The sequence below is a fragment of the Micromonospora sp. NPDC049799 genome (assembly GCF_040656655.1).
In the GTDB taxonomy this organism is placed as follows: Bacteria; Actinomycetota; Actinomycetes; order Mycobacteriales; family Micromonosporaceae; genus Micromonospora.
The window spans coordinates 1-22,978 of the sequence record NZ_JBFAMU010000006.1; the positions used below are offsets into that span (position 1 = coordinate 1).

The window sequence follows — 22,978 nt, forward strand, 5'->3', positions numbered from 1 at the left end:
GCCGCGGTGGCGACGCCGCCCCCGGCGCCCTGGACCAGCACGGCCTCGGCGTCGTCGACACGGCCCTTGGTGGTCAGCATCCGCCAGGCGGTGAGCCAGGCCGTCGGAAGGCAGGCGGCGTCCGTCGCGGCCAGGCCCGCCGGCAGCGGAACCAGGTTCGACCGGGGTACGGCCACCCGCTCGGCCAGCGTGCCGGGGAAGTACTCGGAGAGGATGGAGACCCCGCGCGGGTCGCCCGGAGTGACGACCACCGGGTAGACGACCACCTCGTTGCCGTCCGGGTCGGTACCGGCGGCGTCGCACCCGAGGATCATGGGCAGCTGGTCCTCGCGCAGCCCCACCCCGCGCAGCGACCAGAGGTCGTGGTGGTTGAGCGAGCTGGCGGTGACCTGCACGGTGACCCAGTCGTCGTCCGGGTGCGCCGGCTCGGGCCGGTCACCGACGGTGAGCGCGGCGATCGGGTCGGCGTCGTCGAAGCGGGAGGCGAAGGCAGCACGCATGATCGGCACGGTAACAAGCTGAGCGGCCGTTAAGAAGGGCCCCTTCCTATGCACCAGGCGACAAGAAGGGGCCCTTGCTTGCTCGTCAGCGGGTGACGCCGTCGCGGCGGGCGGCCTCGGCGACCGCCGCGGCCACCGCCGGGGCGACCCGCGGGTCCAGCGGGGACGGCACGATCGCCTCGGCGGTGAGCGACTCGGCCACCACCCCGGCGATCGCGTCGGCGGCGGCCACCTTCATGCCCTCGGTGATGCGGGTCGCGCGGGCGTCCAGCGCCCCCCGGAACACGCCCGGGAAGGCCAGCACGTTGTTGATCTGGTTGGGGTAGTCGCTGCGCCCGGTGGCGACCACCGCGACGTGCCGCGCGGCCACCTCGGGGTGCACCTCCGGGGTCGGGTTGGCCAGCGCGAAGACGATCCCACCGGACGCCATGCCGGCCACCGCCGTCTCCGGGATCTGCCCACCGGAGACGCCGATCAGCACGTCCGCGCCGCGCAGCGCCTCGGTGATGTCGCCCTGCCGGCCGTCGGCGTTGGTCAGCTCCGCCAGCTCGGCCTTGGTGCCGGTCAGGCCGTCGCGGTGCCGGCCGATGATCCCCTTGGAGTCGCAGACCACGACCTGGTCGGGGTTGACTCCACCGGCGACGAGCATCTTCGTCACGGCGACCCCGGCGGCGCCCGCGCCGCTCACCGCGACCCGCAGGTCGCCGAGCTTCCGGTTGAGCAGGGTGGCCGCGTTGCGCAGCGCGGCGAGCACGACGATCGCCGTGCCGTGCTGGTCGTCGTGGAAGACCGGGATGTCCAGCGCCTCGTCGAGACGACGTTCCACCTCGAAGCAGCGCGGGGCGCTGATGTCCTCCAGGTTGATGCCGCCGAACGACGGCGCGAGGGCCTTCACCACCGCCACGATCTCGTCCACGTCCTGGGTGTCCAGACAGACCGGTACCGCGTCCACGCCGCCGAACTGCTTGAACAGCACGGCCTTGCCCTCCATCACCGGCAGCGCGGCGCGGGCGCCGATGTTGCCGAGCCCGAGTACGGCCGAGCCGTCGGTGACGACGGCGACGGTGTGCCCGGCCCAGGTGTAGTCGTCGGCGAGGCTCGGGTCGGCGGCGATCGCCTCACAGACCCGGGCCACACCCGGGGTGTACGCGAGGGAGAGGTCCTCCCGGCTGGTCAGCGGGACGGTCGAGGCGACGGCCATCTTGCCGCCCCGGTGCAGCCGGAAGACGGGATCAGCGGGGTCCACGGTGGACGGTGACATGGTGACTCCAGGATCTGTCGAACAGACGGAGCGGCCGGTCGGAACGCGAGGTGAGGCGACGAGCGGCGGCACATGGTGCGGGGGGTCACCCGGACACCTGCCGAGTGTAGTGTCGAGCGCCGCCATGGTATGTGAGTAGGGTCATACTTGGCGCCGCCCGAAGATGCGGGGCCTGGGCCAGTAGCGGGCCACCACCCGCCCGCGCACGTCGGCCACCCCGTACGCCCGGGAGTCGTCGGTCACCAGGCCGTTGTCGCCGCGCAGCCACCAGCCGCCGTCGGAGGTGCGGACCGCGCGCTTGACCACCAGCAGCTCGGGCCGGCTGCGGAAGACGGCGACCACCAGGTCCCCGGGCCGGACGGCGCGACCGCCGCGCCGCACCAGCACCGCGTCGCCGTGCCGCAGCGTCGGGGACATGGACGGACCCGTCACCAGTACGGCGGTGAGCGGCCACCGCAGCCCGGGGGCGGATCCCGGCCGTCGCGCGGTCATCGGTTTCACCTCCAGCCGCCTCGGGAAGCGGGTCCAGGAGTAATGTCGTCTTGGATCATCGCAAACTTCCCATGGAGGATCCCGATGCGACTTCCGCGCATCCTTACGCCCCGCGTGACCGCGAGTGCCCACTGCGACCTGCCGTGCGGCGTCTACGACCCGGCGCAGGCCCGGATCGAGGCCGAGTCGGTCAAAATGATCTGCGAGAAGTACCAGGCGAACACCGACCCGGAGTTCCGCACCCGCGCCATTCTGATCAAGGAGCAGCGCGCCGACCTGGTGAAGCACCACCTGTGGGTGCTCTGGACCGACTACTTCAAGCCGGCCCACTTCGAGAAGTACCCGCACCTGCACCAACTCTTCAACGAGGCCACCAAGGCCGCCGGCGCCGCCGGCGCCAAGGGTGCGACCGACCCGGCCAAGGCCGACGAGCTGCTGCAGAAGATCGACGAGATCTCCAAGATCTTCTGGGAGACCAAGAAGGCGTGACCTTCGCTTCTCCGGCACCGACGATCCGGCCGGCACGTCCCGAGGACGTGCCGGCCGTCGTCGCCATGGTGCACGAGCTGGCCGACTTCGAGCGCGCGCCGGAGCAGTGCCACCTCACCCCGGACCAGCTCGACACCGCACTGTTCGGCCCGGCCCCCGCCGTGTACGGGCACGTGGCCGTCGACGCCGACGACCGGCCGGTCGGCTTCGCGCTCTGGTTTCTCAGCTTCTCCACCTGGGAGGGCGTGCACGGCATCCACCTGGAGGATCTCTACGTCCGCCCCTCCGCCCGCGGGACCGGCGCCGGCCGCCTGCTGCTGGCCACCCTCGCCGCGATCTGCGTGGAGCGCGGTTACCGCCGGTTGGAGTGGGTGATGCTCGACTGGAACCCGGCCGCCGCCTTCTACGCGGCGATCGGCGCCCGGACGGTGGACGACTGGCTCTCGTACCGCCTCACCGGGGACGCGCTCACCGGCCTCGCCGCGAACGTGGCGGTGCCCACACGTCCGCCCGGCCGAGCGGGTAGAGTCCCCGACCGGGGGGATGAGCCGTGACTCAACTGACCGGGCAGCCTACGACCGACGACGACATCGTGCACCTCACCGTGCCCGCGGACGGCGGTTACCTGGGTGTGCTCCGCACCGCCACCGCCGGTCTCGCCGCGCGGTTGCAGTTCGCGCTCGACGAGATCGAGGACCTGCGGATCGCCGTCGACGAGGCGTGCGCGATGCTGCTCGCCATCGCCACCCGCGACGCCGAGCTGGACTGCCGGTTCGCGGTCACCGACGACGCGCTCACCGTCGAGGTCACCGTCCCGACCGTGCGCGGCGCGAAGCTGCCCGCCGAGTCGTCCTTCGCCTGGAAGGTGCTGACCGCGCTGACCACGTCCGCGTCGGCGCAGGCCGCCGGTGGTCGCGCGACCATCTCCCTGCTGACCCGGCGCGGCTCCGGCTACTGACCGGTCCCCCGGGCCCGTGACCGCCCGCCCAGCCGGCGGGTGTGGTCACTCGAAGCCGAGGGCGCGGTTGGTGGGTGTGCTCACCAGCAGTGCGGTCACGCCGAGCCCGAGGACGATCAGCGGCACGCCCAGCCAGCCCAGCCCGCCCTGGATCATGAACCAGCCGATCGGCAGCAGCATGAGCTGGAGCACGATCGCCGGGGCCCGGGCGCCGGCCCGGCGGTGGGCCAACGCACCACCGAGCGCCCAGAGCGCCGCCGCCGCACCGACCGCGAACGCCGTGACCAGCAGCGCCGACGGCAGGTCGGTGGTCTCGGCGGTGAGATCGGCCCAGACCAGCCAGGCCGCGACGAGGCCGACGGCGACCGCCTCGGCCCGCAGGATCCGTACGGCCCAGCGGAGCGTGACGGGAATCGGGGCGGAGTCGAGGGTCACGGGCGTCACGATACCGGTGCCCCCGCGCGGTACAGTGCCGCCCATGCGGGCCGTCCTGGTCGTCAACCCCAAGGCCACCACCACCAGCGAGCGCAGCCGGGACGTGCTGGTCCGGGCGTTGCGCAGCGAGGTGGACCTCTCCGTGCGCTACACCCGGCGGCGGGGCCACGCCACCGTGCTGGCGCGTGAGGCGGCCGAGGAGGGTGTCGACGTGGTCGTCACCCTGGGTGGCGACGGCACGGTCAACGAGGTGGTCAACGGCCTCATGACCGCGGCGCCCCCGACCATGCATCCGGGAGCCACGCCGGCCGAACGCCTTCCCGCGCTGGCCACCGTGCCCGGTGGTTCCACCAACGTCTTCGCCCGCGCCCTCGGCCTGCCCCGGGAGTGGCCGGAGGGCGCCAGCATGATCCTGGAGGGCATGCGGCTGGGCCGGCACCGGACCATCGGGCTGGGCCGGGCCGACGACCGCTACTTCACCTTCTGCGCCGGATTCGGCCTGGACGCCGCGGTGATCCACCGGGTGGAACAGGCTCGCCGCCGGGGCCGGGTCTCCACGCCCTCGCTCTACTTCCGGTCCTTCGTCCGGCAGTACTTCCTCGCCTCCGATCGCCGGCATCCGGCCGTCACGCTGGAGCGCCCCGGTGAGGCGGCCGAGGAGGAGCTGGGCACGGTGATCATTCAGAACACGGCGCCCTGGACGTACATCGGCGACCGCGAGGTCAATCCCAATCCGGAGGCGTCGTTCGACCTGGGGTTGGACGTCCTCGCCCTGCGTCAGCTCCGCGTCGCCAGCACGACACGTACGGTGACCCAGTTCTTCTCGCGGCAACCGGATCCGCACGGGCGCCAGGTGCTCCGGCTGCACGACGTGGCCGAGTTCACCCTGCTCTCCAACCGTCCGCAGGCCTTCCAGCTGGACGGCGACTATCTCGGCGACCGGGAGAAAGTCAGATTCACATCCGTTCCCGCCGCACTGAGAGTAATCTGCTAGGTCTCGGGTACTGCCCCAGGTTGACGCGCTCGCAGCCGCAACGCGTACGCAGCCGCCACGCCGAGGGGACAGGTGCCGGAAATGTCAGCAATGTCACGAGCACTGTACTATATTGATCCTCGACTGTGGTACGCCGGGTAACCAAACGCCCGGCAAATCTGGACAAATGGGTTGTGGGCTTGCTCACCGCCCGGAGTTTTTCCCTGCGCCACCCTTGACATCGCGATTGTTCGTGAAAGTATTCACAAGCGAACTTGAGTTACCGGGACATTGCCTGGATATGCTCGACAGGTTGAGCTGTTCCAGCAGGTCCCCGGCTCCAACAGCCTGCTCACGCACCGCCGAATAGTCGGACGCGAACCGTCACCGTCGGCGTGCGGATGCATATAGGAAAAGCACCACTGCAATATCTGCCACCCATCCAGAATGAGGAGTGTTGCCGCCATGGACTGGCGCCACGATGCCGTCTGCCGCGACGAGGACCCGGAGCTGTTCTTCCCGATCGGGACGTCCGGTCCGGCCCTCCTGCAGGTGGAGCAGGCGAAGGCCGTCTGCCGGCGCTGCCCTGTGACCGACCAGTGCCTTCAGTGGGCGCTGGAGTCCGGTCAGGACGCCGGTGTCTGGGGCGGGATGAGCGAGGAGGAGCGCCGCGCCGTCAAGCGTCGCGGTGGCATCCGAGTGCTGCGCGCTCACTCCGCCTGATCCAACGCAGAGCCGGAAAGCCCCGGTCGGGTCCGCCCGATCGGGGCTTTTCGCTGTCCGGGCCCGGACAGGGAGGACCCGCTCAGCCAGCCGTCTCGTCGACCCTCCGGCGGACCAGGTCGGCCAGTTCCGGAGCATCGGTCAGCGGGGCGGAGACCGCCACCGCGCCGGCCGCCCGCGCCCGCGCCGTCACCGCGTCGTGGAAGAGGCCCGGTGCCAGGAAGTACGCCGACACCGCCACCCGGCGAGCTCCCCGCGACCGTAGGTGGGCCACCGCGGCGTCCACGGCCGGCGGGGCGGCAGAGGCGTACGAGACCCGGGTCGGCACGCACAGCACGTCGCTCAGGGCCGCCGCGACCCGACCCACCGAGGCGCGGGCACGGGCGTCCCGGGTGCCCGCGGCGGCCAGCACGAGCCCGTCGAAGCCCTCCGCCCCTGCCTCGCCGAGCCGTCGTCGCAGCCCGGTCAGCAACCCCTCGTCGACGGTCCCGCCGGAGGGTCCGAGCACGTCGGTGACCCGTACCGCGATGGTCGCCCCCGACTCGCGGGCGGCGTCGACCGCCGCCGGGATGTCCACCCGACGGTGGTACGCGGCGGTGAGCAGCAGCGGCACCAGCACCGCCCGGGCGTGCCCGGCCTTCGCCAGGTCCCGCAGCACGGCCGTGGGCCCGGGCTCGGTGTGGTCCAGCCAACTGGCCACAACCGGCACGCCGGGGCGGACGACCGACACGGCCCGAGCCAGCGCGCGGGTCGCCTCGGCCGCCCGCGGGTCCCGGCTCCCGTGGGCGACCAGCACCACGGGATCCGCGGTCGGAGTCAGACGTGCAGGCCGCACTCGGTCTTCTCGAACATGGCCCAACGGCCGGCCCGGGGGTCTTCCCCCGCCTTGGTGCGACGCGTGCAGGGCCAGCAGCCGATCGAGCCGTAGCCCTGCTTGAACAGCTCGTTCACCGGCACCTTCCAGCGCGCGACGTACGCGTCCACGTCGGCCTGCTTCCAGGCCGCGATCGGGTTGACCTTGACCCTGCCCCGCCGCGCGTCGAAGGTCACCACCGGCGTGTTCGCGCGGGTCGGCGACTCGTCCCGGCGCAGGCCGGCGGCCCAGGCGTCGTACCCGGCGAGGGCCCGCTCCAGCGGCTCGACCTTGCGCAGCTGGCAGCAGTCGTCGGGGGACCTGTTGAACAGCCGGGGCCCGTACTCGCCGTCCTGCTGACCCACGGTGAGCCGGGGCCGGATCGAGCGCACGGTGACCGGCAGGGTGCGGGCCACCTCGTCGCGGACCCGCAGCGTCTCCGGGAAGTGCAGGCCGGTGTCGAGGAACACCACGTCCACCCCCGGCGCGACCCGGGAGACCAGGTGGGCCAGCACCCCGTCGGCCATCGAGCTGGTGACGCAGAACCGGTCGCCGAAGGTCTCGACCGCCCAGCGGGCGATCTCCAGGGCGGGGGCGCCCTCCAGGTCGCGGCCGGCCGCCTCGGCCAGCGCGCGCAGCTCCTCCGGGCTCCGCCGGGCGGGGTCGGCCGGCGTCGGGCCACCGAGCCCGACCAGACCCAGGTCGGCGACGGACCGCAGGCCGCTCATCGGGTAACCCCCCGGCCCCGCAGACCACTGAACTTCACGCTGAAGACCCGGGCACAGGCGTGGCACTCCCACGCGCCGTGGCCGGTCTCGTTCGGCCGCAGGTCCTCCTCGCCGCAGTACGGGCAGTACAGCGGCACGGAACGGGTTTCACTCACCTGAGTTCCTCCTCGTCGACCCTGATCACCCAGTTGGCGAACGTCTCGCCCTCGGTCCGGCCGGCCAGGTAACGGCGGGCCAGTCGTTCGACGTACTCGGGAAGCTCGTCGGCGGTGGTCTTCAGGCCGCGCAGCTTGCGGCCGAACCCGGCGGTCTGCCCCTGCGCCATCCCGAGGCCGCCACCGAGGTGCACCTGGAAGCCCTCGACCTGCTGGCCGTCCGGGCCGACCACCAGCTGCCCCTTGAGGCCGATGTCGGCGACCTGCGTGCGGGCGCAGGCGTTCGGGCAGCCGTTGATGTGGATGGAGATGTCCGCGTCGAACTCGCGCAGCCGCTCCTCCAGCCGGGCCACCAGTTCCTCGCCACGTGCCTTCGTCTCGACGATGGCGAGCTTGCAGTACTCGATGCCGGTGCAGGCCATCGTCCCGCGCCGCCACGCCGACGGGCGGGCCTCCAGGCCGATCCCCCGCAGCGCCGCCACCAGGGAGTCCGTCCGCTCCGGGGCCACGTCCAGGACCAGCAGCTTCTGGTACGGCGTGAGCCGCACCCGGCCGCTGCCGTGCGCCTCGACGATGTCGGCCAGCTCGGTGAGCTGCCCGCCGGACACCCGCCCCACCACCGGGGCGGCGCCGACGTAGTTGCGGCCGTCGCGCTGCCGGTGCACACCGATGTGGTCGATCGGCTTCTCCGGCAGCTGCGGGGCCGGACCGTCCAGCAGGGTGCGGCCCAGGTACTCCTTCTCCAGCACCTCGCGGAACTTCTCCACGCCCCAGTCGGCCACCAGGAACTTCAGCCGGGCCCGGTTGCGCAGGCGCCGGTAGCCGTAGTCGCGGAAGATCCCCACCACGCCGGCCCAGACGTCCGGCACCTCGTGCAGGGGCACCCAGGTGCCGAGCCGCTTGGCCAGCATCGGGTTGGTGGAGAGGCCGCCGCCGACCCACACGTCGAAGCCGGGGCCGTGCTCCGGGTGCTCCACGCCGAGGAAGGCGATGTCGTTCGCCTCGTGCGGGGTGTCCGGCAGCCAGGAGATCGTGGTCTTGAACTTCCGCGGCAGGTTCGAGTACGCCTTGTCGCCGACGTACCGGCTGACGATCTCGTCGATGGCCGGCGTCGGGTCGAGCAGCTCGTCCTCGGCCACCCCGGCGACCGGGCTGCCCAGCACGATGCGGGGGCAGTCACCGCACGCCTCGGTGGTCTGGAGACCGACCGACTCCAGCCGGCGCCAGATCTCCGGCATGTCCTCGACCCGGATCCAGTGGTACTGGATGTTCTGCCGGTCGGTGATGTCGGCGGTGTCCCGGGCGAACTCCCGCGAGATGTCGGCGACCACGCGGAGCTGCGCCAGATTGAGCTGACCGCCGTCGATACGCACCCGGAGCATGAAGAACTCGTCCTCGAGCTCGTGCGGCTCCAGCACCGCGGTGCGCCCGCCGTCGATGCCGGCCTTGCGCTGGGTGTAGAGCCCCCACCAGCGGAACCGGCCGCGCAGGTCCTGCGGGTCGATGGACGCGAAGCCCCGGTGGGCGTAGATGTTCTCGATCCGGGCGCGGACGTTGAGCGGATCGTCGTCCTTCTTGATCCGCTCGTTGGGGTTGAGCGGCTCACGGTGACCGAGCGCCCACTGACCCTCGCCGCGCGGGCGGCGGGGGGCCCGGACGGGACGCGCCGTCGGGTCCTCGGGCCGGGCCGTGCTGCTGCTGACCGCCATCGCGGCGTCCTCCGTTGTCTGCGGGTGCCTCGGGTTACGCGGAGCGCGGCGGCCGGCCCGTCACAGCGGGCGGGAGACAACGGTGTCGGAACAGCCGGCGCGGAGCGCGCCCGAGACAGAGTGATCGGGCGTCGTCAGTGGGCCGGACAGATCGCGCTGCGCACGCGGCCGTAGTCGACGTGGCGACGGGCCACGAAGCGGCGGACGACAGCGGCGGTCATGCACGCCATGCTGCCACACGCTCACAGGGCCAGCCAATGAGCGCGTGCGGGATCCCACATCACGGGCGCTGGGGCGGCAACCCGTGTGGGACGCTCGGCATGTGGGCGATTTGTCCAGGATGCGGATGCCGGCGTGGCCCGTGTGGGTCGCGCCGGCCCTGCTGACCCTGACGGTCACCCTCACCGGCATCGGCCGGGCGCAGCTCTGGCGCGACGAGTTGGCCACCTGGAGCGCCGCCACCCGGTCGGTCGACGACCTGGTCCGGCTCGCCGGGACCATCGACGCCGCGAGCGGCCCCTACTACCTGCTCATGCACGGCTGGGTGGCGCTGGCCGGCGACTCGGTGACCACGCTGCGGCTGCCGTCCGCGCTCGCGATGACCGTGGCGGCCGGACTGACCGCGGTCCTCGGCGCACGCCTCGCCGGCTCCCGGGCCGGACTGCTCGCCGGCCTGCTGTTCGCGGTGCTCCCCGGCACCTCGCGGTACGGCCAGGAGGCCCGCCCGTACGCCCTGGTCACCCTGTTCGCGGTGGCGGCGACCCTGCTGCTGGTCGCGGCGCCGCGCCGGCCGGGGCTAGGACGCTGGACCGCGTACGCCCTTCTCGTCGCGGCCCTCGGCCTGGTCCACCTGGTGGCGCTCACCCTGCTCGCCGCCCATGCGGTGGGGGTGCTCGCGCAGGGGCCGGGCGGGGCGGCGGAGCGGGCGCGGCGGCTGGGTCGGTGGGTTCTCGCGGTGCTGCCTGCGGCCCTGGTCGTCACCCCGTTGGTCCTGCTCGCCCGGACCCAACGCGGGCGACAGCTCGACTGGGTCGACGCCGCCCGTCCCGACGACCTGGCCGCGCTGGCCGGCGGGGTCGCGCAGAGCCCAGTGGTGGGTGGGCTCCTGGTCGGGCTGGCCGCGCTCGGCGCGGCGCGGCTGGGCCGGCCCGCGCTGCTGCCCGGCTGTGCGGTGCTGCTGCCCATGGCGGTGCTGTTCGCCGCCGGCTCGATCGTGCCGCTGTGGGTTCCCCGGTACCTGGTCTTCGTGGTGCCGTTCGCCTGCGTCCTGGCCGGTGCGGCGCTGGCCGCCGTGGCCCTGCCGGCCGCGCTGCCGGTGGTGGTCCTGGCCGGCCTCCTCGGCCTGCCCGACCAGTTCGCGCTGCGGCGGACGCACGAGTGGCCGCGCGGCGCGACCGTCGACTACCGGGGCGCGGCGCGGATCGTCGGGGAGCAACGGCAGCCCGGCGACGCCGTCGTCTACTCGCCCCGGGACAGCTGGCTCTTCCTCGATCTGGGTCTCGCGTACCACCTGGACGACCGTCTCCCCCGCGACGTGCTGGTGACCGAGGACCAGGCGAGGCGGGGTGACCTGTGGGCCGCGGAGTGCGACCGCCCGGCCACGTGCCTCGCCGGGGTGGACCGGGTCTGGCTGGTCGTGGCCGGTCGCCGCCCGGATCCGCTGGCCGCCGTGCCCGGCGCGAAGGGGGACGCGCTGCGGACGGGGTTCCGGGTGGAGATGGTCCGGCAGCGCCCCGGCCTCACGGTCGCCCTGCTCAGGCGGCGATGACCCGCCTCAGGGACCGGAACGGCCGTCGGCGGAGGTACGGGTCAGCGGGACGACCAGCACGGCCTCGGTGCCGCCGTGGGCGCCGGCCCGCAGCTCGATGGTGCCGCGCAACTCACCGGTGACCAGGGCGCGGACGATCTGCAGGCCGAGGTTGCCGCCCCGCTCGGCGTCGAAGTCCGGTGGCAGTCCCTGCCCGTTGTCCGCCACGGAGACGTGCAGCATCTTGCGGAAGCGGTGCGCCGACACCACCACCTCCGGCATCGGAGCGCCGGCTTCCGGCACGGGCACCACCGGCACCATCGACCCCTCCGGACCGGGCGCGCCGGACGGCCCGGCGGCCGTCGGAGACACCTCGGGTGCCGGCGGGAATCCGTGCTCGACGGCGTTGAGCAGTAGCTCGTTCAGGACCATCACCAGGGAGGTGGCGACCTCGGCGGGCAGGACACCGAAGCTGCCCTTGCGGCGCATGCCCACCGTCGACTCGGTCGCCGAGACCTCGGTCGCCGCACTGGCCACCCGGTCCACGATCCCGTCGAACTCGACCGCCTCGTCGCTGGACATGGAGAGCGTCTCGTGGACCAGGGCGATGGAGGCCACCCGGCGGACGGACTCCTCCAGGGCGACCCGTGCCTCCGGCATGGAGACCCGGCGCGCCTGGAGACGCAGCAGCGCGGCGACCGTCTGGAGGTTGTTCTTCACCCGGTGGTGGATCTCCCGGATGGTGGCGTCCTTGGTGATCAGGGCGCGGTCGCGTCGGCGTACCTCGGTGATGTCGCGGACCAGGACCAGCGCGCCGATCGGCACCCCGGCGGGCATCAGCGGCAGCGCCCGGGTGAGCATGGTCGCCCCGCGCGCGTCGATCTCGCGCCGCGGCGGCGCCTCGCCGCGCAGCGCGGCGAGGATGCCGTTGGCGGCGTCGGTGCCCTCCAGCGGGTCGGCGGCCAGCCGGCGGTGCAGCACCGCGAGATCCTCGCCCACCAGGTGGGAGGCGTGGCCCAGACGTCGGTACGCAGACTGCGCGTTCGGGCTCGCGTAGGTGACCTTGCCGCCGGCGTCGAGCCGGACCAGCCCGTCGCCCACCCGGGGGGCCGACGTGGTCTCCCCCGGATGCCGGGGCGGCGGGAAGGTGCCGTCGGCGATCATCTGGGCCAGGTCGTCGGCGGTGGTCAGGTAGTTCAGCTCCAGCTGGCTCGGGGTACGCGCGGTGGAGAGGTTGGTGTCCCGCCCCACCACCGCGATCACCTCGCCGGCCTCACCGGCGGCGGTCCGCAGCCGGACCGGGATGGCCTCGTGCCGGGCGGGCACGTCCCCGTACCAGACCGGGTCGCCCTCGCGCCAGATGCGGCCCTGCCCGTGGGCCACCTCCAGGTGCGCCACCTCGGGCCCGCCGACGATCCGGCCCACCTGGTCGTCCTGGTACGCGGTGGGCGCGGTCGTCGGTCGCACCTGGGCGACGCAGAGGAAGGTCCCGTCGGCGTCCACCGGCACCCAGAGCAGCAGGTCGGCGAAGGAGAGGTCGGAGAGCAACTGCCAGTCGCCGGCGATGCGGTGCAGGTGGTCGATGTCGGCCGGACGGAGCTGGGTGTGCTCCTCGGCGAGGTCGCGCAGCGTGGACACGCAGACCAGCGTGCCACGCCGCGCGGTGTCCGTCGCGTCCGGCGGGCGTCACATCGTCGCGGTGACCTTCTTCAGGCCCCGCGGCGCGTCCGGGTCCTCGCCCCGGGCCAGCGCCAGCGCCATCGCCAACCGCTGCAGGGGAAGGATGTCCAGCAGGGGGGCGTACCGCTCGTCGACATCGGGCACAACCATCCGGGTGGCGCCCTCCACGTCGGCGGAGCCGACCACGACGACGTCCGCGCGCCGCTCGCCGAGGCGGGGCAGCACCTCGCCCATCGACCGGCCGCCCGGGCCGGAGCCCACCACGGCGAGGACCGGCACGTCGGGGTCGGTCATCGCGAGCGGGCCGTGCAGCAGGTCGGCGCCGGAGAAGGCCAGCGCCGGCAGGTACGAGGTCTCCATCAGCTTGAGCGCGGCCTCGCGCGCGGTCGGGTACGCGTACCCCCGGCCGGTGGTGACCAACTGTGCGGCGAACCGGTAGCGCGGGGCGAGCTGGGCCGGGGTGGGGTCGTCCAGGGTGCGGGCGGCCAGCTCGGGCAGGGTGGCGAGCGCGCGGCGCTCGGAATCCGGCAGCTCACCGTCGCCGGCCCGGACACCCTCGACGAGCATCAGCAGGGCGAGCAGTTCGGCGGTGTACGTCTTGGTGGCGGCGACCGCCCGCTCGTGGCCGGCGGCGATGTCGACGCTCAACTCCGCCACGTCGGCCAGCGGCGAGTCGGGGGCGTTGGTGACGGCCAGGGTGAGCGCGCCGGAGGCGCGGGCGCTGCGGAGCACCTCGGCGAGGTCGGGCGAGCCACCGCTCTGGCTGACGCCGACGACCAGCGCGTCGGAGAGGTCGGGACGGGCCCCGTAGAGCGTGACCACGCTCGGCGAGGCGAGCCCGGCGGGCAGGCCGAGGCGGATCTCGGTCAGGTACGCCCCGTAGAGCGCCGCGTGGTCGGAGGTTCCCCGGGCGGTGAAGACCACGTGCCGGGGTCGACGCTCGGCGATCACGGCGGCCACCCGGGCGATCTCGCCGGCGTGTCCGGCGGAGAGCAGCCGCTCGTAACCGGCGGGCTGCTCGTCGATGTCGGCCGCCATGCCGGCCCCTGGACGCGTCACAGAAACTCCTCCCGATGCGCGTTAGCCGCGCGTTTCGTGCTCAGTCTTGCATCTTTGATCTGGGCAGAGCAATCGAACGATCAAGAATGCGCACCTGATCACTACTGCGGTCCAACATCACCTAGGCTGGCCCGACCTCACCGAGCAGTTGACGAGCGAGAGGACGACGTGGCCGAGGACGACCGGGCGCTGCCCGCGGCGGAAGAGCTGGCCCTGGCCCGACGGGCTCTCGACGCCGGTGACCTGGAGCACGCCGCCGGCCACGTCGCCGCCGCGCTGGCGCAGGCCCCGACACTGCCCGAGGTGCACGAGACCCTGGCCCGACTCGTCGCCGCCGGTGGGGACGGCACGGTCGACCTCTTCCCGCTGCACCACCACGCCTTCGTCGGCACGGTGGTCGCCCGGGCCCACCTGCTCGCCGCCGCCGGCCGGCCCGCCGAGGGGCTGGACCTGCTCGTCGCGGCGACCAACCACGCCCCTGGCACGGACTGGGCCGGCGTGCCCTGGGTGACCACGCCCGACCTCGCCGAACGCCTCGACCCGGACCGGACCGCCCGGGTCCTCATGCAGGTCTGCGCCGCCGCACCCGATCCGGTGCCCCGGGCCGGCCGGGCGGCGCTGAGGGCGTACCTGACGCTGGCCCGTAACGCGGTCACCGTCCACCCCGAGCACGGCCTGCTGCTGGGCGCGGCGTCCGCGCTGGCCCGGCGGCTCGGCGAGGTCCCGCTCGCGGTCCGCTGGGCCACCCGGGGCGTACGCGTCGCGCCGTCCAAGATCGGCGAGGTCTGGCTCGGGTACGCGTACCGCAGCGCCGGCCGCACCCGCGACGCCCTGGCCGCGCTGGGACGCGCCGTCGAGCACGACCCGGACGACCTGGCCGTGTACGCCGACATCGCCGGCACCCTCGCCGACGACGGCCGGCTCGACGAGGCGTTGGGCTGGATCGACCGGGCCCTGGCCCGGGACCCCTCCTTCGACTGCGCGGTGCACACCGCGCACCGGCTGCGGCACCAGCGCGACGGGGACGTCGCCCACCTGGTCGCCCTCGCCGACTTCGTCCGGGACCACCCGGACGACAGCCACGAGCACGGCGACCTCGCCGAGTGCTGCCGGGGCCGGCCGTGGCTGGGGCAGGTCACCCCGGCCGACGGGCCGGTGGCCGACGCGCTGCGCCGCGTCGTCGCCGACGACCACCGCGGCCTGGGCGGCGCCGTACGGCTGGACGTGCCGGCGCCGCCGAGCGCCCTGCGTACCCTCGTGTCCACCGCGCCCGGCCTGCGCGTCGAGATGGCCGACGGGGTCGACCCGGACCCGCGCGAACCCCGCCGGCCGACCGCCCGACGGCTCTGGCGCTACACGGGGACGACCGCCGAACCGGCGGTACCGGCACCCTCACCCGAGGCGTGCGAGCGGGTACGGCAACTCGCCCACCCCGCCTGGCCGCATCCCCCGGCCGCGTACGACGGGGCGGTCGGCCTGGCCACACTGGACCTGTCGGACCTGCTCGGTCTCCTGGTCCACCCGCCGGAGGCGCCGTCGACCGCGCTGGGCCGGGTGCTCGGCGGGCAGGACCCGGCGCTGTGGGTACGCAGCGTGCAGGTCTGGGCGTGCCTGGGCCTGCTGCACCACCGCACCGACGAACCGTGGGACGACTCGACCCGCCGCCGCGTGCTGCTCGACCTGGTGTGGGGCGTGGAGGACTGGGTGACCGAGGCGGCCCTGTTCGCTCTGGTCACCGCCGCCTGGGTGCACCCCGCCGTACGCGCCGACGTGGCCGGCGTGGTGGCGGACCGTCTCGACGACGTGGCCCGGGTGGCGCGGCTCCGCCCGGTACCGATCGCGGTCTCGATTGCCCACCTGGCGCTGGCCACCCCCGCCCTGGCCCCTGAGACACGCGCCCTGGCCACCGGGCTGGCCGGCATCCGACCGCCGGCTGCCGCCCCGCACGGCCTCCGCGCCCTCCTGCACCGGGTCCGGCGCTTCCTGACCGCCCTCGTCCGCCGCCCCTGACCCGGGGCTCGAACGGCAGCGCCGCACCGACCCCGGACGGGGACGGCGCGGCGCGGCGGGACGGGATCAGGGCGTGGGCGCCTTGGCGAGCGCGATCTCGGCCTGCTCCTCGCCGGCCGCCTGGGGCGGGGTGTCGTTGGTGGTGCGCAGCGGGATCTCCCGGATGAACCAGGCGAGCACCGGCACGGCGACGGTGAAGACCACGGCCCAGAAGAAGACGTGCGAGATCGAGTCGGCCAGGCCGCCGAGGATGAGCTCCCGAGCCTGTCCCGGCAGCTCCCGCAGCCGCTCCAGGTCCATCGCCGCGCCCGCCTCGCCACCGCCACCGCCGAACGAGGCGCCCGCCGGCGACTCGGCCAGCCGGTTGGCGAAGATCGCCCCGAACAGCGAGATGCCGAACGAGCCGCCGATCGACCGGAAGAAGGTGGCGGCGCCACTGGCCGCGCCCAGGTCCCGCTGCTCCACGCTGTTCTGCGCGATGAGCATGGTGGTCTGCATGAGGAAGCCCATGCCGACGCCGAGCACGACCATGTAGAGCGAGGACTCGACCTTGCCGGTGTTGACGTCCAGCCGGGTCAGCAGGGCCATGCCGAGGGCCATGACCACGCCACCGATGATCGGGTAGGCCCGGTAGCGCCCGGTCTTGGTGATCGCACGGCCCACCACGAGCGAGACGACGAGCATGCCGAACATCAGGGGCAGCAGCAGCAGGCCGGAGTTGGTGGCGGACGCGCCCTGCACGGTCTGCTGGTAGAGCGGGAGGAAGTTCATCGCCCCGAACATCGCGAAGCCGAGCAGGAAGCCGATCAGCGAGATCAGCGCGAAGTTGCGGTTGGCGAACAGCCCCAGCGGCAGGATCGGCTCGGCGGCCCGCCGCTCGACGAGGACGAAGGCCACCAACGCGGCCACGGCCAGCACGGCGAGGCCGCCGATCTGCGGCGAGGTCCAGTCGTAGGTGTTACCGCCCCAGGTGGTGATCAGCACGATCGCGGTGATGCCCACCGAGAGCAGCGCGGCGCCCAGCCAGTCGATCCGGTGCTCGGTGCGGTGCCGGGGCAGGTTGAGGGTGGCGATCAGCAGCACCAGGGCCACGCCGCCGAGCGGCAGGTTGACGTAGAAGGCCCAGCGCCAGGACAGGTTGTCGGTGATGAAGCCGCCGACCAGCGGGCCGGCCACCATCGCGATCGCCATGATGCCGGCGATCATGCCCTGGTAGCGACCCCGCTCCCGCGGAGGCACCAGGTCGCCGATGATCGCCATCACGCCGACCATCAGGCCGCCGGCCCCGAGGCCCTGGACGGCGCGGAAGGCGATCAGCTCGACCATGCCGTCGTTCGGGCCGCCGAGCAGGTCGGAGCCGGCCATGCCGCAGAGCGCCGAGCCGACGAGGAAGACGACCACGGAGGTCAGGAAGACCGACTTGCGGCCGTAGAGATCGCCGAGCTTGCCCCAAATCGGGGTCGAGACGGTCGTGCCGAGCACGTACGCGGTGACCACCCAGGTGAAGTGGTCCAGCCCGCCGAACTCACCGACGATCCGCGGCAGCGCCGTGCTGACGATCATGTTGTCGAGCATCGCCAGCATCATGGCGATCATCAGGCCGAAGAGAACGAGCCGGACGTTCGGTCTCGCCTCGGTCTGCGTTGGCTGTGTCATCGGTAAGCTCCCCGCGAGAAGTGCCGCACTTACTTGCCGCCCGGCTAGTCACCTTACTAGCCGCACGGTAAGTTGGCACCGGAGACCGGTCAAGCGAATTGGGTGGGGCACGTGAGGGAGAGCACAGGCGGCACGCGCGACCGCATCAAGGCCGTCGCGCTGGAGCTCTTCACCGAGCAGGGGTACGAGGCGACCTCGTTGCGGGAGATCGCGGAGCGGCTGAACGTGACGAAGGCTGCGCTCTACTACCACTTCAAGAGCAAGGACGAGATCGTCACCAGCTTCGTCGAGGACCGGCTGGACCGCATGGACGCGCTCATCACCTGGGCCCGGTCGCAGCCGGCCACCCTGGACACCCGGCGCGAGGTCATCGGCCGGTACGCGGACAGCATGTTCGACAGCGAGCAGCCGTCGGTGATGCGCTTCTTCGAGCAGAACCAGACCGCGCTGAAGAGCCTCGCCGCCGGCCGGGTGATGCGCGACCGGATGCTCCAGCTCGCCGACGTGCTGTCCCGGGGCGACGAATCACCCGCCGCCCAGCTGCGCGCCGCCCTGGCGATCTTCGCCGTGCACAGCAGCTGGTTCGCGGTGCGTACGCCCGGCATCACCGACCCGGAACGCCGGCGCATCGCGCTGGAGGTGGCCGACGAGCTTCTCGCCGCCATCGGCGCGACGGCGACCGGCGAAACCGCGCCGCCGGACTGAACCGGCCCCGGGGCGACCCTCAGGCCCGGGCGAGGTCCAGCCGCAGCCCGAGCAGGTCGACGCCGGGCAGCGGGGACCAGTCCTTCTCCGGCAGCCGGACGAAGCCGCGCCGCTCGTACAGCCGCTGGGCGGCCACCGCGTACCCGCTGCGGACGCAGATCACCACCGCCGTGCAGCCCAGGCCGGTGGCGCGCGCGACGCACGCGTCGACCAGCGCGGCCCCGACGCCACGCCCCTGCGCGGCCGGGTCGACGGCGAGCATCCGGAACTCCGCCTCACCGGGACCGGACAGCTCGGCGTACCGGGTGCCGGGAAGCACGAAGGTCACCGAGCCGAGGACCTGACCGGTGGACCCGTCGACGGCGACCAGCACCTCGCCGTGCTCCGCGCGGGTCGTGACGTCGGCGAGCACGACCGCGTACCCGTTCTCGCCCTTGAGCTGCCCGTCCGCCTCGTACGCGGCGACCGTCAGGCGGGCCACCGCCGGAAAGTCGGCCGGGCCGGCGGGCCGGACCACGACGTCGGCGGGCCCCACGGGCCGGATCGCGGGGCCGGTCAATCGATCACCGCGATCAGGTCACCGTCCTGCACGACGTCGCCCTCGTTGACCGCGAGCTGCTTGACGACACCGTCGGACTCGGCGACGACCGGGATCTCCATCTTCATCGACTCCAGGATCACCAGGGTGTCCCCCTCGGACACGGTGTCCCCGGCCGACGCGACGACCTTCCAGACGTTCGCCACCATCTCGGCGCGGATCTCCTCGGCCATGTCCCGGCCCTCCCTCTCGCGACTACCTGCCGACGTATCCAATCATGCGGCCGGCCCGCGCGGGTGCGGAGCGCCCACCGGAGGTGGATCACGGGTCACCGACCGACCGGCAGCCAGGCCATGCGGTCGCGTCCGGTCGGCGTGTCGTGCGGCGCGGCGTACGCCCGGACCGCCCCGGCGCACGGCGGCGGGTGCCGGCCGCACTACCATCAGCGGGTCGGACCCGGGCGCCGGGAGGACCGGCGCGTCCCCGGTGCAGGGTTCTTGCGCAGCGGATCCGACCATCACGAGGAGGTCACCATGGCGAAGAAGGCCCGCAAGAAGAAGGCCCGGAAGAAGAGCTCCGCCAACCACGGCAAGCGCCCCAACTCCTGAGCCGCGGTGCCGGCCGCGGCCGGCCGAGCGACGGACACGACGGTGGCCCGGGTCGGAATCGACCCGGGCCACCCGTGTGTCCGGTACGCCGACGCTCAGTCGGCCAGTTCGCGGGAGTCGCTGCTCTCGAAGACCACCAGCTCGGTCAGCCGGATCCGCAGCCGCTCGCGCAGCTGGTCCGGTGCCGTCTCGTTGCCGCAGCAGCGGGCGACCAAGGCCTTGACCTCCTGCTCGATGCCGTACTCGCGAAGGCACGGCCCGCACTCGTCGAGGTGGTGCCGGATCAGCAGGCGCCGCTCCTCGGCGCACTCCAGGTCCAGGTAGAGGTAGACCTCCGCGAGCACCTCACGGCAGTCGGTCTCGTGCGGGTTCCCACAGCTCACGTCACACCTCCCGGCCGGCAGCGGCGGTCGAGCCCTTCGGCGACGACGCGCCGGAGAAGCCGCGCTCGGCGGCGTAGCCCTCAAGCAGCTTGCGCAGATTACGACGGCCCCGGTGCAGTCGCGACATCACCGTGCCGATCGGCGTACCCATGATGTCGGCGACCTCCTTGTAGGAGAAGCCCTCGACGTCGGTGAGGTACACGGCCAGGCGGAACTCCTCCGGCAACTGCTGGAGGGCTTCCTTCACGTCGCTGTCCGGCAGCCGGTCCAGCGCCTCCGTCTCGGCCGAGCGCAGACCGCTGGAGGTGTGCGACTCCGCCGCGGCGAGCTGCCAGTCGGTGATCTCCTCGGTCGGCGCCTGGATCGGCTGCCGCTGCCGCTTCCGGTAGGAGTTGATGTAGGTGTTGGTCAGGATCCGGTACAGCCAGGCCTTCAGGTTCGTGCCCTGCTCGAACTGGTGGAAGGCCGAGTACGCCTTCAGGTACGTCTCCTGGACCAGATCCTCGGCATCCGCCGGGTTGCGCGTCATGCGCAGGCCGGCGGCGTAGAGCTGATCGACGAAGGGCATCGCGTCCCGCTCGAAGCGGGCCCTGCGCTCGTCCGTCTTCTCGGTGGTCAACCGCACATCCCCTCGCGTCGGATGCTTTCCCGCCGAGGATACGCGTACCGGACCGCCCGCAGATCCACTTCCGCCGGGTGTGCCCGTGCTCACCACGGGTGCGCCGGTCTCGACGGCCACCCCGGCCGGCGACACCGCCGCGGGCCAGTCCGGACCATCCAGCAGCTGCCGTAGCTGCCGCGCGCCCCGCTCGTCCCGTTCCCGGGCCTGAGTCTCGGTCGGCACCGGTCACCCCCCTCGCCAGAAATGTCGTCCGGGGGCTGTAACGCGAAGAGGAGTGCCGGACATTCCGCCGGCCCTGGTCCCGGCCCTGACGCCCGGCCCTCTTCCTGGTCCCGCTGCGACCTCGGCGGAGACCGACGCTGGGACCAGGAAGGGCCTGGGAGGACCGGCGCCGCCGCCCGAAGCGGGCGGGCGGCACCATCCGATGCAACGACCCTGCGCCGCCCCCGGACACGGCCCGCCGCCTCGTCAGGCCGGGGTCCAGCCCCGGTCGCGCAGCCAGTCCCGCACCACCGCGGCCGTGCCGGACGGGTCCCCGCGGAGGTCGTGCCGCTCCCCGGGCCGGGTCACCACCCGCACGTCCGGCCCGCTCTCCGGCACACCGAACGGGTCGCGGTCACCGTTGACCACCAGCGTCGGCAGGCCGGTCCCCAGCTCCGCCGCGCGCGACCGCTCCGGGCGCCCCGGCGGATGCAGCGGGAACGCGAGCGCCACCACGCCGGCGGCACCGACCGTCGTCGCGGTCCGGCAGGCCACCCGGGCACCGCTGGACCGACCGCCCACCACCAGCGGCAGGCCGGTGTGCCGGTCCCGCAGCACGCCGAGCACCACGCTCCACGCCTCGTCGAGGTGACCCGCCGGAGCCGGAGCGCGCCGGCCCGCGACCCGGTACGGCTGGGTGACCCGGACCACGACGAGGCCGGCCGCGACGGCCGCGTCCCGCAGCGCGAGCAGGTCCGGGGCGTCCACCCCACCGCCCGCGCCGTGCCCGAGCACCAGCAGGGCGACGGGCGCCCCGGCCGGCACGTCGGTGTCGACGCGGGCCGGGCCGCGCGGAGTGAGGATCTCGTCGGTCACGGACACCGGCCCATTGTGCGACCTGGACCCACACCTCCCGGCCCACCCCGGCTGTTGCCGCGCCGCCACCGCACCCCGACACCTCGGCGGCGGGGTCCATCAGCGCAACTCGGGCCGCCCTGATGGACCCCGAACCCGACCACTGGTGAAGATCAACTCGATGTCATTGAAGTCGGGGTGAAATCCAGCCCGGATGCCCCGATGTCAATGATGTCGAGTTGACCGGGGTGCACGTCCGCCCGGTCCGACCAGGTCGGATCGCGTCACCGGCTCACCGGCATCAACGTGAGCAGGCGGTCACGAACCGGTGGACCCGCCTCGTCGACGGCGTCCGGATCGGGTTGCACCTCGCTGCGCCAGGCGACGAGCATCGCCCGCCGTTCCCGGGGTGTGGTGCCACCCCACACACCGTGGCAGTCGCCGACCTCCAGTGCCCAGGCGAGGCAGGAGCCCTGCACATCGCAACTGTGGCAGAGCGCGACGGCCGCGTCGGCCGGTTCGTTCGGCGCCGGAAAGAACGTTTCCGGGTCGACACTCTGACAGGTTCCTCTGGTCCGCCATCCGTCGTCGTGTTGACGCTCACGCAGGGCCCGCAGCAGTCGCGGATCTCGTCGTGCGGCGGCCACCTCGTGCGGACGGGGCATACGTGCCCGTGTCATCCACCCACCTCCCCCGTGGGACCGGCAAGATCGGTGGACGTCGTTCGCCCCGTGCGAATCGCGCCCACTGCCGGCGCTGTGTTCTATCGCACTTACCGAGGCGGGGACAAGACTCTGCGAGGAATACGACGGAGAGCGCGGGCGACGTTTCGCCCGCAACTCTGGCAAATCACACTCGACAATGCCCGTCCGTCAGAAGAGCGTCATCTCCTCGGGCACGGCCGGCCGGGTCACCGGTACGCGCGCGGTCAGGTGCGGGCCGTCGTTGCGGACGTCGCCCACCGCGGGACCCACCGGCCGGATCTCCAGACCGGCCAGCCAGTCCGGCGGGGGCGGGTCGAGCAGAGCCTCCGGCCGGTCGGTCGGCGCCAGCCAGGAGGACCAGCGATCCCGGGGCAGTAGCAGCGGCATCCGCTCGTGCACCTCGGCCAACTCGCCGAGTGCGGCGGTGGTCAGCACGCTGACGGTGGTCAGCGGGCCGGTCGGGCCGTCCCAGACCGACCAGATGCCGGCGAAGGCGAGCACCGAGCCGTCGAGCGGGGTCATGTAGTAGGCCTGCTTGCCACCGGCCGCCGGGCGGACCCACTCGTACCAGCCGTCGGCCGGCACCAGGCAGCGGCGGCGGGCGAACGAGGGCGCGTACGCGCGACTGGTGGCGACCGTCTCGGCGCGGGCGTTGATCATGCGGGCGGCGCCGGCGGCGGACCGGGACCAGGGCGGCAGCAGACCCCAGCGGCCGAGCGAGAGCGTGCGGTGCCCCTCGGCGGAGACGCGGACCAGCGGCACCGGATCGGTGGGCGCCACGTTGTGGTCGGCGGTGAGCCGGCCCTCCGTGTCGTCGGACGACTCGAAGAGCGCGGTCAGGTCACCGGCGCTCCGGGTCGTCGCGTACCTCCCGCACATGTGCACACGCTAACGCGCCGGACGCGGCCCGGCTGTCCCGCTCAACGGGAGTTGG

The 22,978-nt window shown here is 73.1% G+C and carries 25 protein-coding genes and 1 pseudogene; 8 read left to right on the top strand and 18 right to left on the bottom strand.

The window, feature by feature from the left end:
- The 3 genes and pseudogenes from AB0I76_RS01420 to AB0I76_RS01430 all read right to left on the bottom strand — a co-directional run.
- Positions 1 to 509 (bottom strand): annotated as a pseudogene (locus AB0I76_RS01420) (Zn-dependent oxidoreductase); the annotation flags it as partial.
- 76 nt (positions 510 to 585) lie between these two features.
- The gene (locus tag AB0I76_RS01425) at positions 586 to 1,761 is read right to left on the bottom strand and encodes an NADP-dependent malic enzyme (protein ID WP_357028214.1); all 1,176 of its coding nucleotides are present in this window, start codon (positions 1,759 to 1,761) and stop codon (positions 586 to 588) included.
- Positions 1,762 to 1,902: 141 nt separating this feature from the next.
- Positions 1,903 to 2,253 carry a S24 family peptidase gene (locus AB0I76_RS01430; protein WP_357028217.1) on the bottom strand — a complete coding sequence of 117 codons (351 nt, stop codon included), beginning with the start codon at positions 2,251 to 2,253 and terminating at the stop codon, positions 1,903 to 1,905.
- Positions 2,254 to 2,337: 84 nt separating this feature from the next.
- On the opposite strand from AB0I76_RS01430, the gene sodN reads away from it, so the two are divergent.
- From sodN to AB0I76_RS01445, 3 genes are all read left to right on the top strand, one after another.
- Positions 2,338 to 2,742: a superoxide dismutase, Ni gene (gene sodN, locus AB0I76_RS01435; protein WP_222955761.1), complete on the top strand. Its 405-nt coding sequence runs from the start codon at positions 2,338 to 2,340 to the stop codon at positions 2,740 to 2,742.
- Positions 2,743 to 2,807: 65 nt separating this feature from the next.
- Entirely contained in the window at positions 2,808 to 3,296 is a 489-nt protein-coding gene (locus AB0I76_RS01440; protein ID WP_357028328.1) for a GNAT family N-acetyltransferase, read from the top strand.
- Positions 3,293 to 3,700, top strand: coding sequence for an ATP-binding protein (locus AB0I76_RS01445; RefSeq protein WP_357028221.1), 408 nt, complete (start codon positions 3,293 to 3,295; stop codon positions 3,698 to 3,700). Before AB0I76_RS01440 ends, AB0I76_RS01445 begins: the two co-directional genes overlap by 4 nt.
- 45 nt (positions 3,701 to 3,745) lie before the next feature.
- Here AB0I76_RS01445 and AB0I76_RS01450 read toward each other — a convergent pair whose 3' ends face one another.
- Positions 3,746 to 4,135 (bottom strand): hypothetical protein, encoded by a 390-nt coding sequence (locus AB0I76_RS01450; RefSeq protein WP_357028224.1) that lies wholly within the window; start codon positions 4,133 to 4,135, stop codon positions 3,746 to 3,748.
- A gap of 43 nt (positions 4,136 to 4,178) precedes the next feature.
- Here AB0I76_RS01450 and AB0I76_RS01455 point away from each other — a divergent pair, with 43 nt between their 5' ends.
- Positions 4,179 to 5,129 carry a diacylglycerol kinase family protein gene (locus tag AB0I76_RS01455; protein ID WP_357028227.1) on the top strand — a complete coding sequence of 317 codons (951 nt, stop codon included), beginning with the start codon at positions 4,179 to 4,181 and terminating at the stop codon, positions 5,127 to 5,129.
- Between the two features lie 444 nt (positions 5,130 to 5,573).
- Positions 5,574 to 5,831, top strand: coding sequence for a WhiB family transcriptional regulator (locus AB0I76_RS01460; RefSeq protein ID WP_120731728.1), 258 nt, complete (start codon positions 5,574 to 5,576; stop codon positions 5,829 to 5,831).
- An 82-nt stretch (positions 5,832 to 5,913) separates the two neighbouring features.
- Here AB0I76_RS01460 and AB0I76_RS01465 read toward each other — a convergent pair whose 3' ends face one another.
- The 4 genes from AB0I76_RS01465 to AB0I76_RS01480 are packed head-to-tail and all read right to left on the bottom strand — an operon-like array spanning position 5,914 to position 9,276.
- Positions 5,914 to 6,666, bottom strand: coding sequence for a CbiX/SirB N-terminal domain-containing protein (locus AB0I76_RS01465; RefSeq protein WP_357028232.1), 753 nt, complete (start codon positions 6,664 to 6,666; stop codon positions 5,914 to 5,916).
- Positions 6,648 to 7,412 carry a phosphoadenylyl-sulfate reductase gene (locus tag AB0I76_RS01470; protein WP_357028236.1) on the bottom strand — a complete coding sequence of 255 codons (765 nt, stop codon included), beginning with the start codon at positions 7,410 to 7,412 and terminating at the stop codon, positions 6,648 to 6,650. The genes AB0I76_RS01465 and AB0I76_RS01470 overlap by 19 nt, the downstream gene beginning before the upstream one ends.
- Positions 7,409 to 7,567, bottom strand: coding sequence for a hypothetical protein (locus AB0I76_RS01475; protein ID WP_357028239.1), 159 nt, complete (start codon positions 7,565 to 7,567; stop codon positions 7,409 to 7,411). The genes AB0I76_RS01470 and AB0I76_RS01475 overlap by 4 nt, the downstream gene beginning before the upstream one ends.
- Positions 7,564 to 9,276 (bottom strand): nitrite/sulfite reductase, encoded by a 1,713-nt coding sequence (locus AB0I76_RS01480; protein ID WP_357028242.1) that lies wholly within the window; start codon positions 9,274 to 9,276, stop codon positions 7,564 to 7,566. Before AB0I76_RS01480 ends, AB0I76_RS01475 begins: the two co-directional genes overlap by 4 nt.
- Positions 9,277 to 9,616: 340 nt before the next feature.
- Here AB0I76_RS01480 and AB0I76_RS01485 point away from each other — a divergent pair, with 340 nt between their 5' ends.
- Positions 9,617 to 11,044 carry a glycosyltransferase family 39 protein gene (locus AB0I76_RS01485; RefSeq protein ID WP_357028331.1) on the top strand — a complete coding sequence of 476 codons (1,428 nt, stop codon included), beginning with the start codon at positions 9,617 to 9,619 and terminating at the stop codon, positions 11,042 to 11,044.
- Positions 11,045 to 11,050: 6 nt separating this feature from the next.
- Here the strand turns inward: AB0I76_RS01485 and AB0I76_RS01490 are convergent, their stop codons facing one another.
- Positions 11,051 to 12,661, bottom strand: coding sequence for a histidine kinase N-terminal domain-containing protein (locus AB0I76_RS01490; RefSeq protein ID WP_357028245.1), 1,611 nt, complete (start codon positions 12,659 to 12,661; stop codon positions 11,051 to 11,053).
- Positions 12,662 to 12,709: 48 nt separating this feature from the next.
- Complete coding sequence (locus tag AB0I76_RS01495; protein WP_357028334.1) at positions 12,710 to 13,741, bottom strand: SIS domain-containing protein; 1,032 nt, start codon at positions 13,739 to 13,741, stop codon at positions 12,710 to 12,712.
- A 189-nt stretch (positions 13,742 to 13,930) separates the two neighbouring features.
- On the opposite strand from AB0I76_RS01495, the gene AB0I76_RS01500 reads away from it, so the two are divergent.
- Complete coding sequence (locus tag AB0I76_RS01500; protein WP_357028248.1) at positions 13,931 to 15,772, top strand: tetratricopeptide repeat protein; 1,842 nt, start codon at positions 13,931 to 13,933, stop codon at positions 15,770 to 15,772.
- 66 nt (positions 15,773 to 15,838) lie between these two features.
- Here the strand turns inward: AB0I76_RS01500 and AB0I76_RS01505 are convergent, their stop codons facing one another.
- Positions 15,839 to 17,428: an MDR family MFS transporter gene (locus tag AB0I76_RS01505; protein WP_357028251.1), complete on the bottom strand. Its 1,590-nt coding sequence runs from the start codon at positions 17,426 to 17,428 to the stop codon at positions 15,839 to 15,841.
- A gap of 111 nt (positions 17,429 to 17,539) precedes the next feature.
- Between AB0I76_RS01505 and AB0I76_RS01510 the strand changes: the two genes are divergently transcribed.
- On the top strand, positions 17,540 to 18,133 hold the full coding sequence (locus tag AB0I76_RS01510; protein WP_357028254.1) for a helix-turn-helix domain-containing protein: 594 nt from the start codon (positions 17,540 to 17,542) through the stop codon (positions 18,131 to 18,133).
- Between the two features lie 19 nt (positions 18,134 to 18,152).
- On the opposite strand, the gene AB0I76_RS01515 is transcribed toward AB0I76_RS01510, so the two are convergent.
- The 7 genes from AB0I76_RS01515 to AB0I76_RS01545 form a co-directional block, all read right to left on the bottom strand.
- On the bottom strand, positions 18,153 to 18,668 hold the full coding sequence (locus AB0I76_RS01515; RefSeq protein ID WP_357028257.1) for a GNAT family N-acetyltransferase: 516 nt from the start codon (positions 18,666 to 18,668) through the stop codon (positions 18,153 to 18,155).
- A 20-nt stretch (positions 18,669 to 18,688) separates the two neighbouring features.
- A complete protein-coding gene (locus tag AB0I76_RS01520) occupies positions 18,689 to 18,904 on the bottom strand; it encodes a biotin/lipoyl-binding carrier protein (protein ID WP_088973021.1) in 216 nt (71 codons plus the stop codon).
- 470 nt (positions 18,905 to 19,374) lie between these two features.
- A complete protein-coding gene (gene rsrA, locus AB0I76_RS01525; protein WP_357028261.1) occupies positions 19,375 to 19,662 on the bottom strand; it encodes a mycothiol system anti-sigma-R factor in 288 nt (95 codons plus the stop codon).
- 1 nt (position 19,663) lies between these two features.
- The gene (locus tag AB0I76_RS01530; protein ID WP_357028264.1) at positions 19,664 to 20,506 is read right to left on the bottom strand and encodes a sigma-70 family RNA polymerase sigma factor; all 843 of its coding nucleotides are present in this window, start codon (positions 20,504 to 20,506) and stop codon (positions 19,664 to 19,666) included.
- 246 nt (positions 20,507 to 20,752) lie between these two features.
- Positions 20,753 to 21,367 carry an alpha/beta family hydrolase gene (locus tag AB0I76_RS01535; protein ID WP_357028267.1) on the bottom strand — a complete coding sequence of 205 codons (615 nt, stop codon included), beginning with the start codon at positions 21,365 to 21,367 and terminating at the stop codon, positions 20,753 to 20,755.
- 257 nt (positions 21,368 to 21,624) lie between these two features.
- Complete coding sequence (locus AB0I76_RS01540; RefSeq protein WP_357028270.1) at positions 21,625 to 22,020, bottom strand: WhiB family transcriptional regulator; 396 nt, start codon at positions 22,018 to 22,020, stop codon at positions 21,625 to 21,627.
- 192 nt (positions 22,021 to 22,212) lie between these two features.
- Positions 22,213 to 22,923, bottom strand: a complete 711-nt coding sequence (locus AB0I76_RS01545) for an SOS response-associated peptidase (protein ID WP_357028273.1) — start codon at positions 22,921 to 22,923, stop codon at positions 22,213 to 22,215.
- Between the last annotated feature and the right edge of the window lie 55 nt (positions 22,924 to 22,978).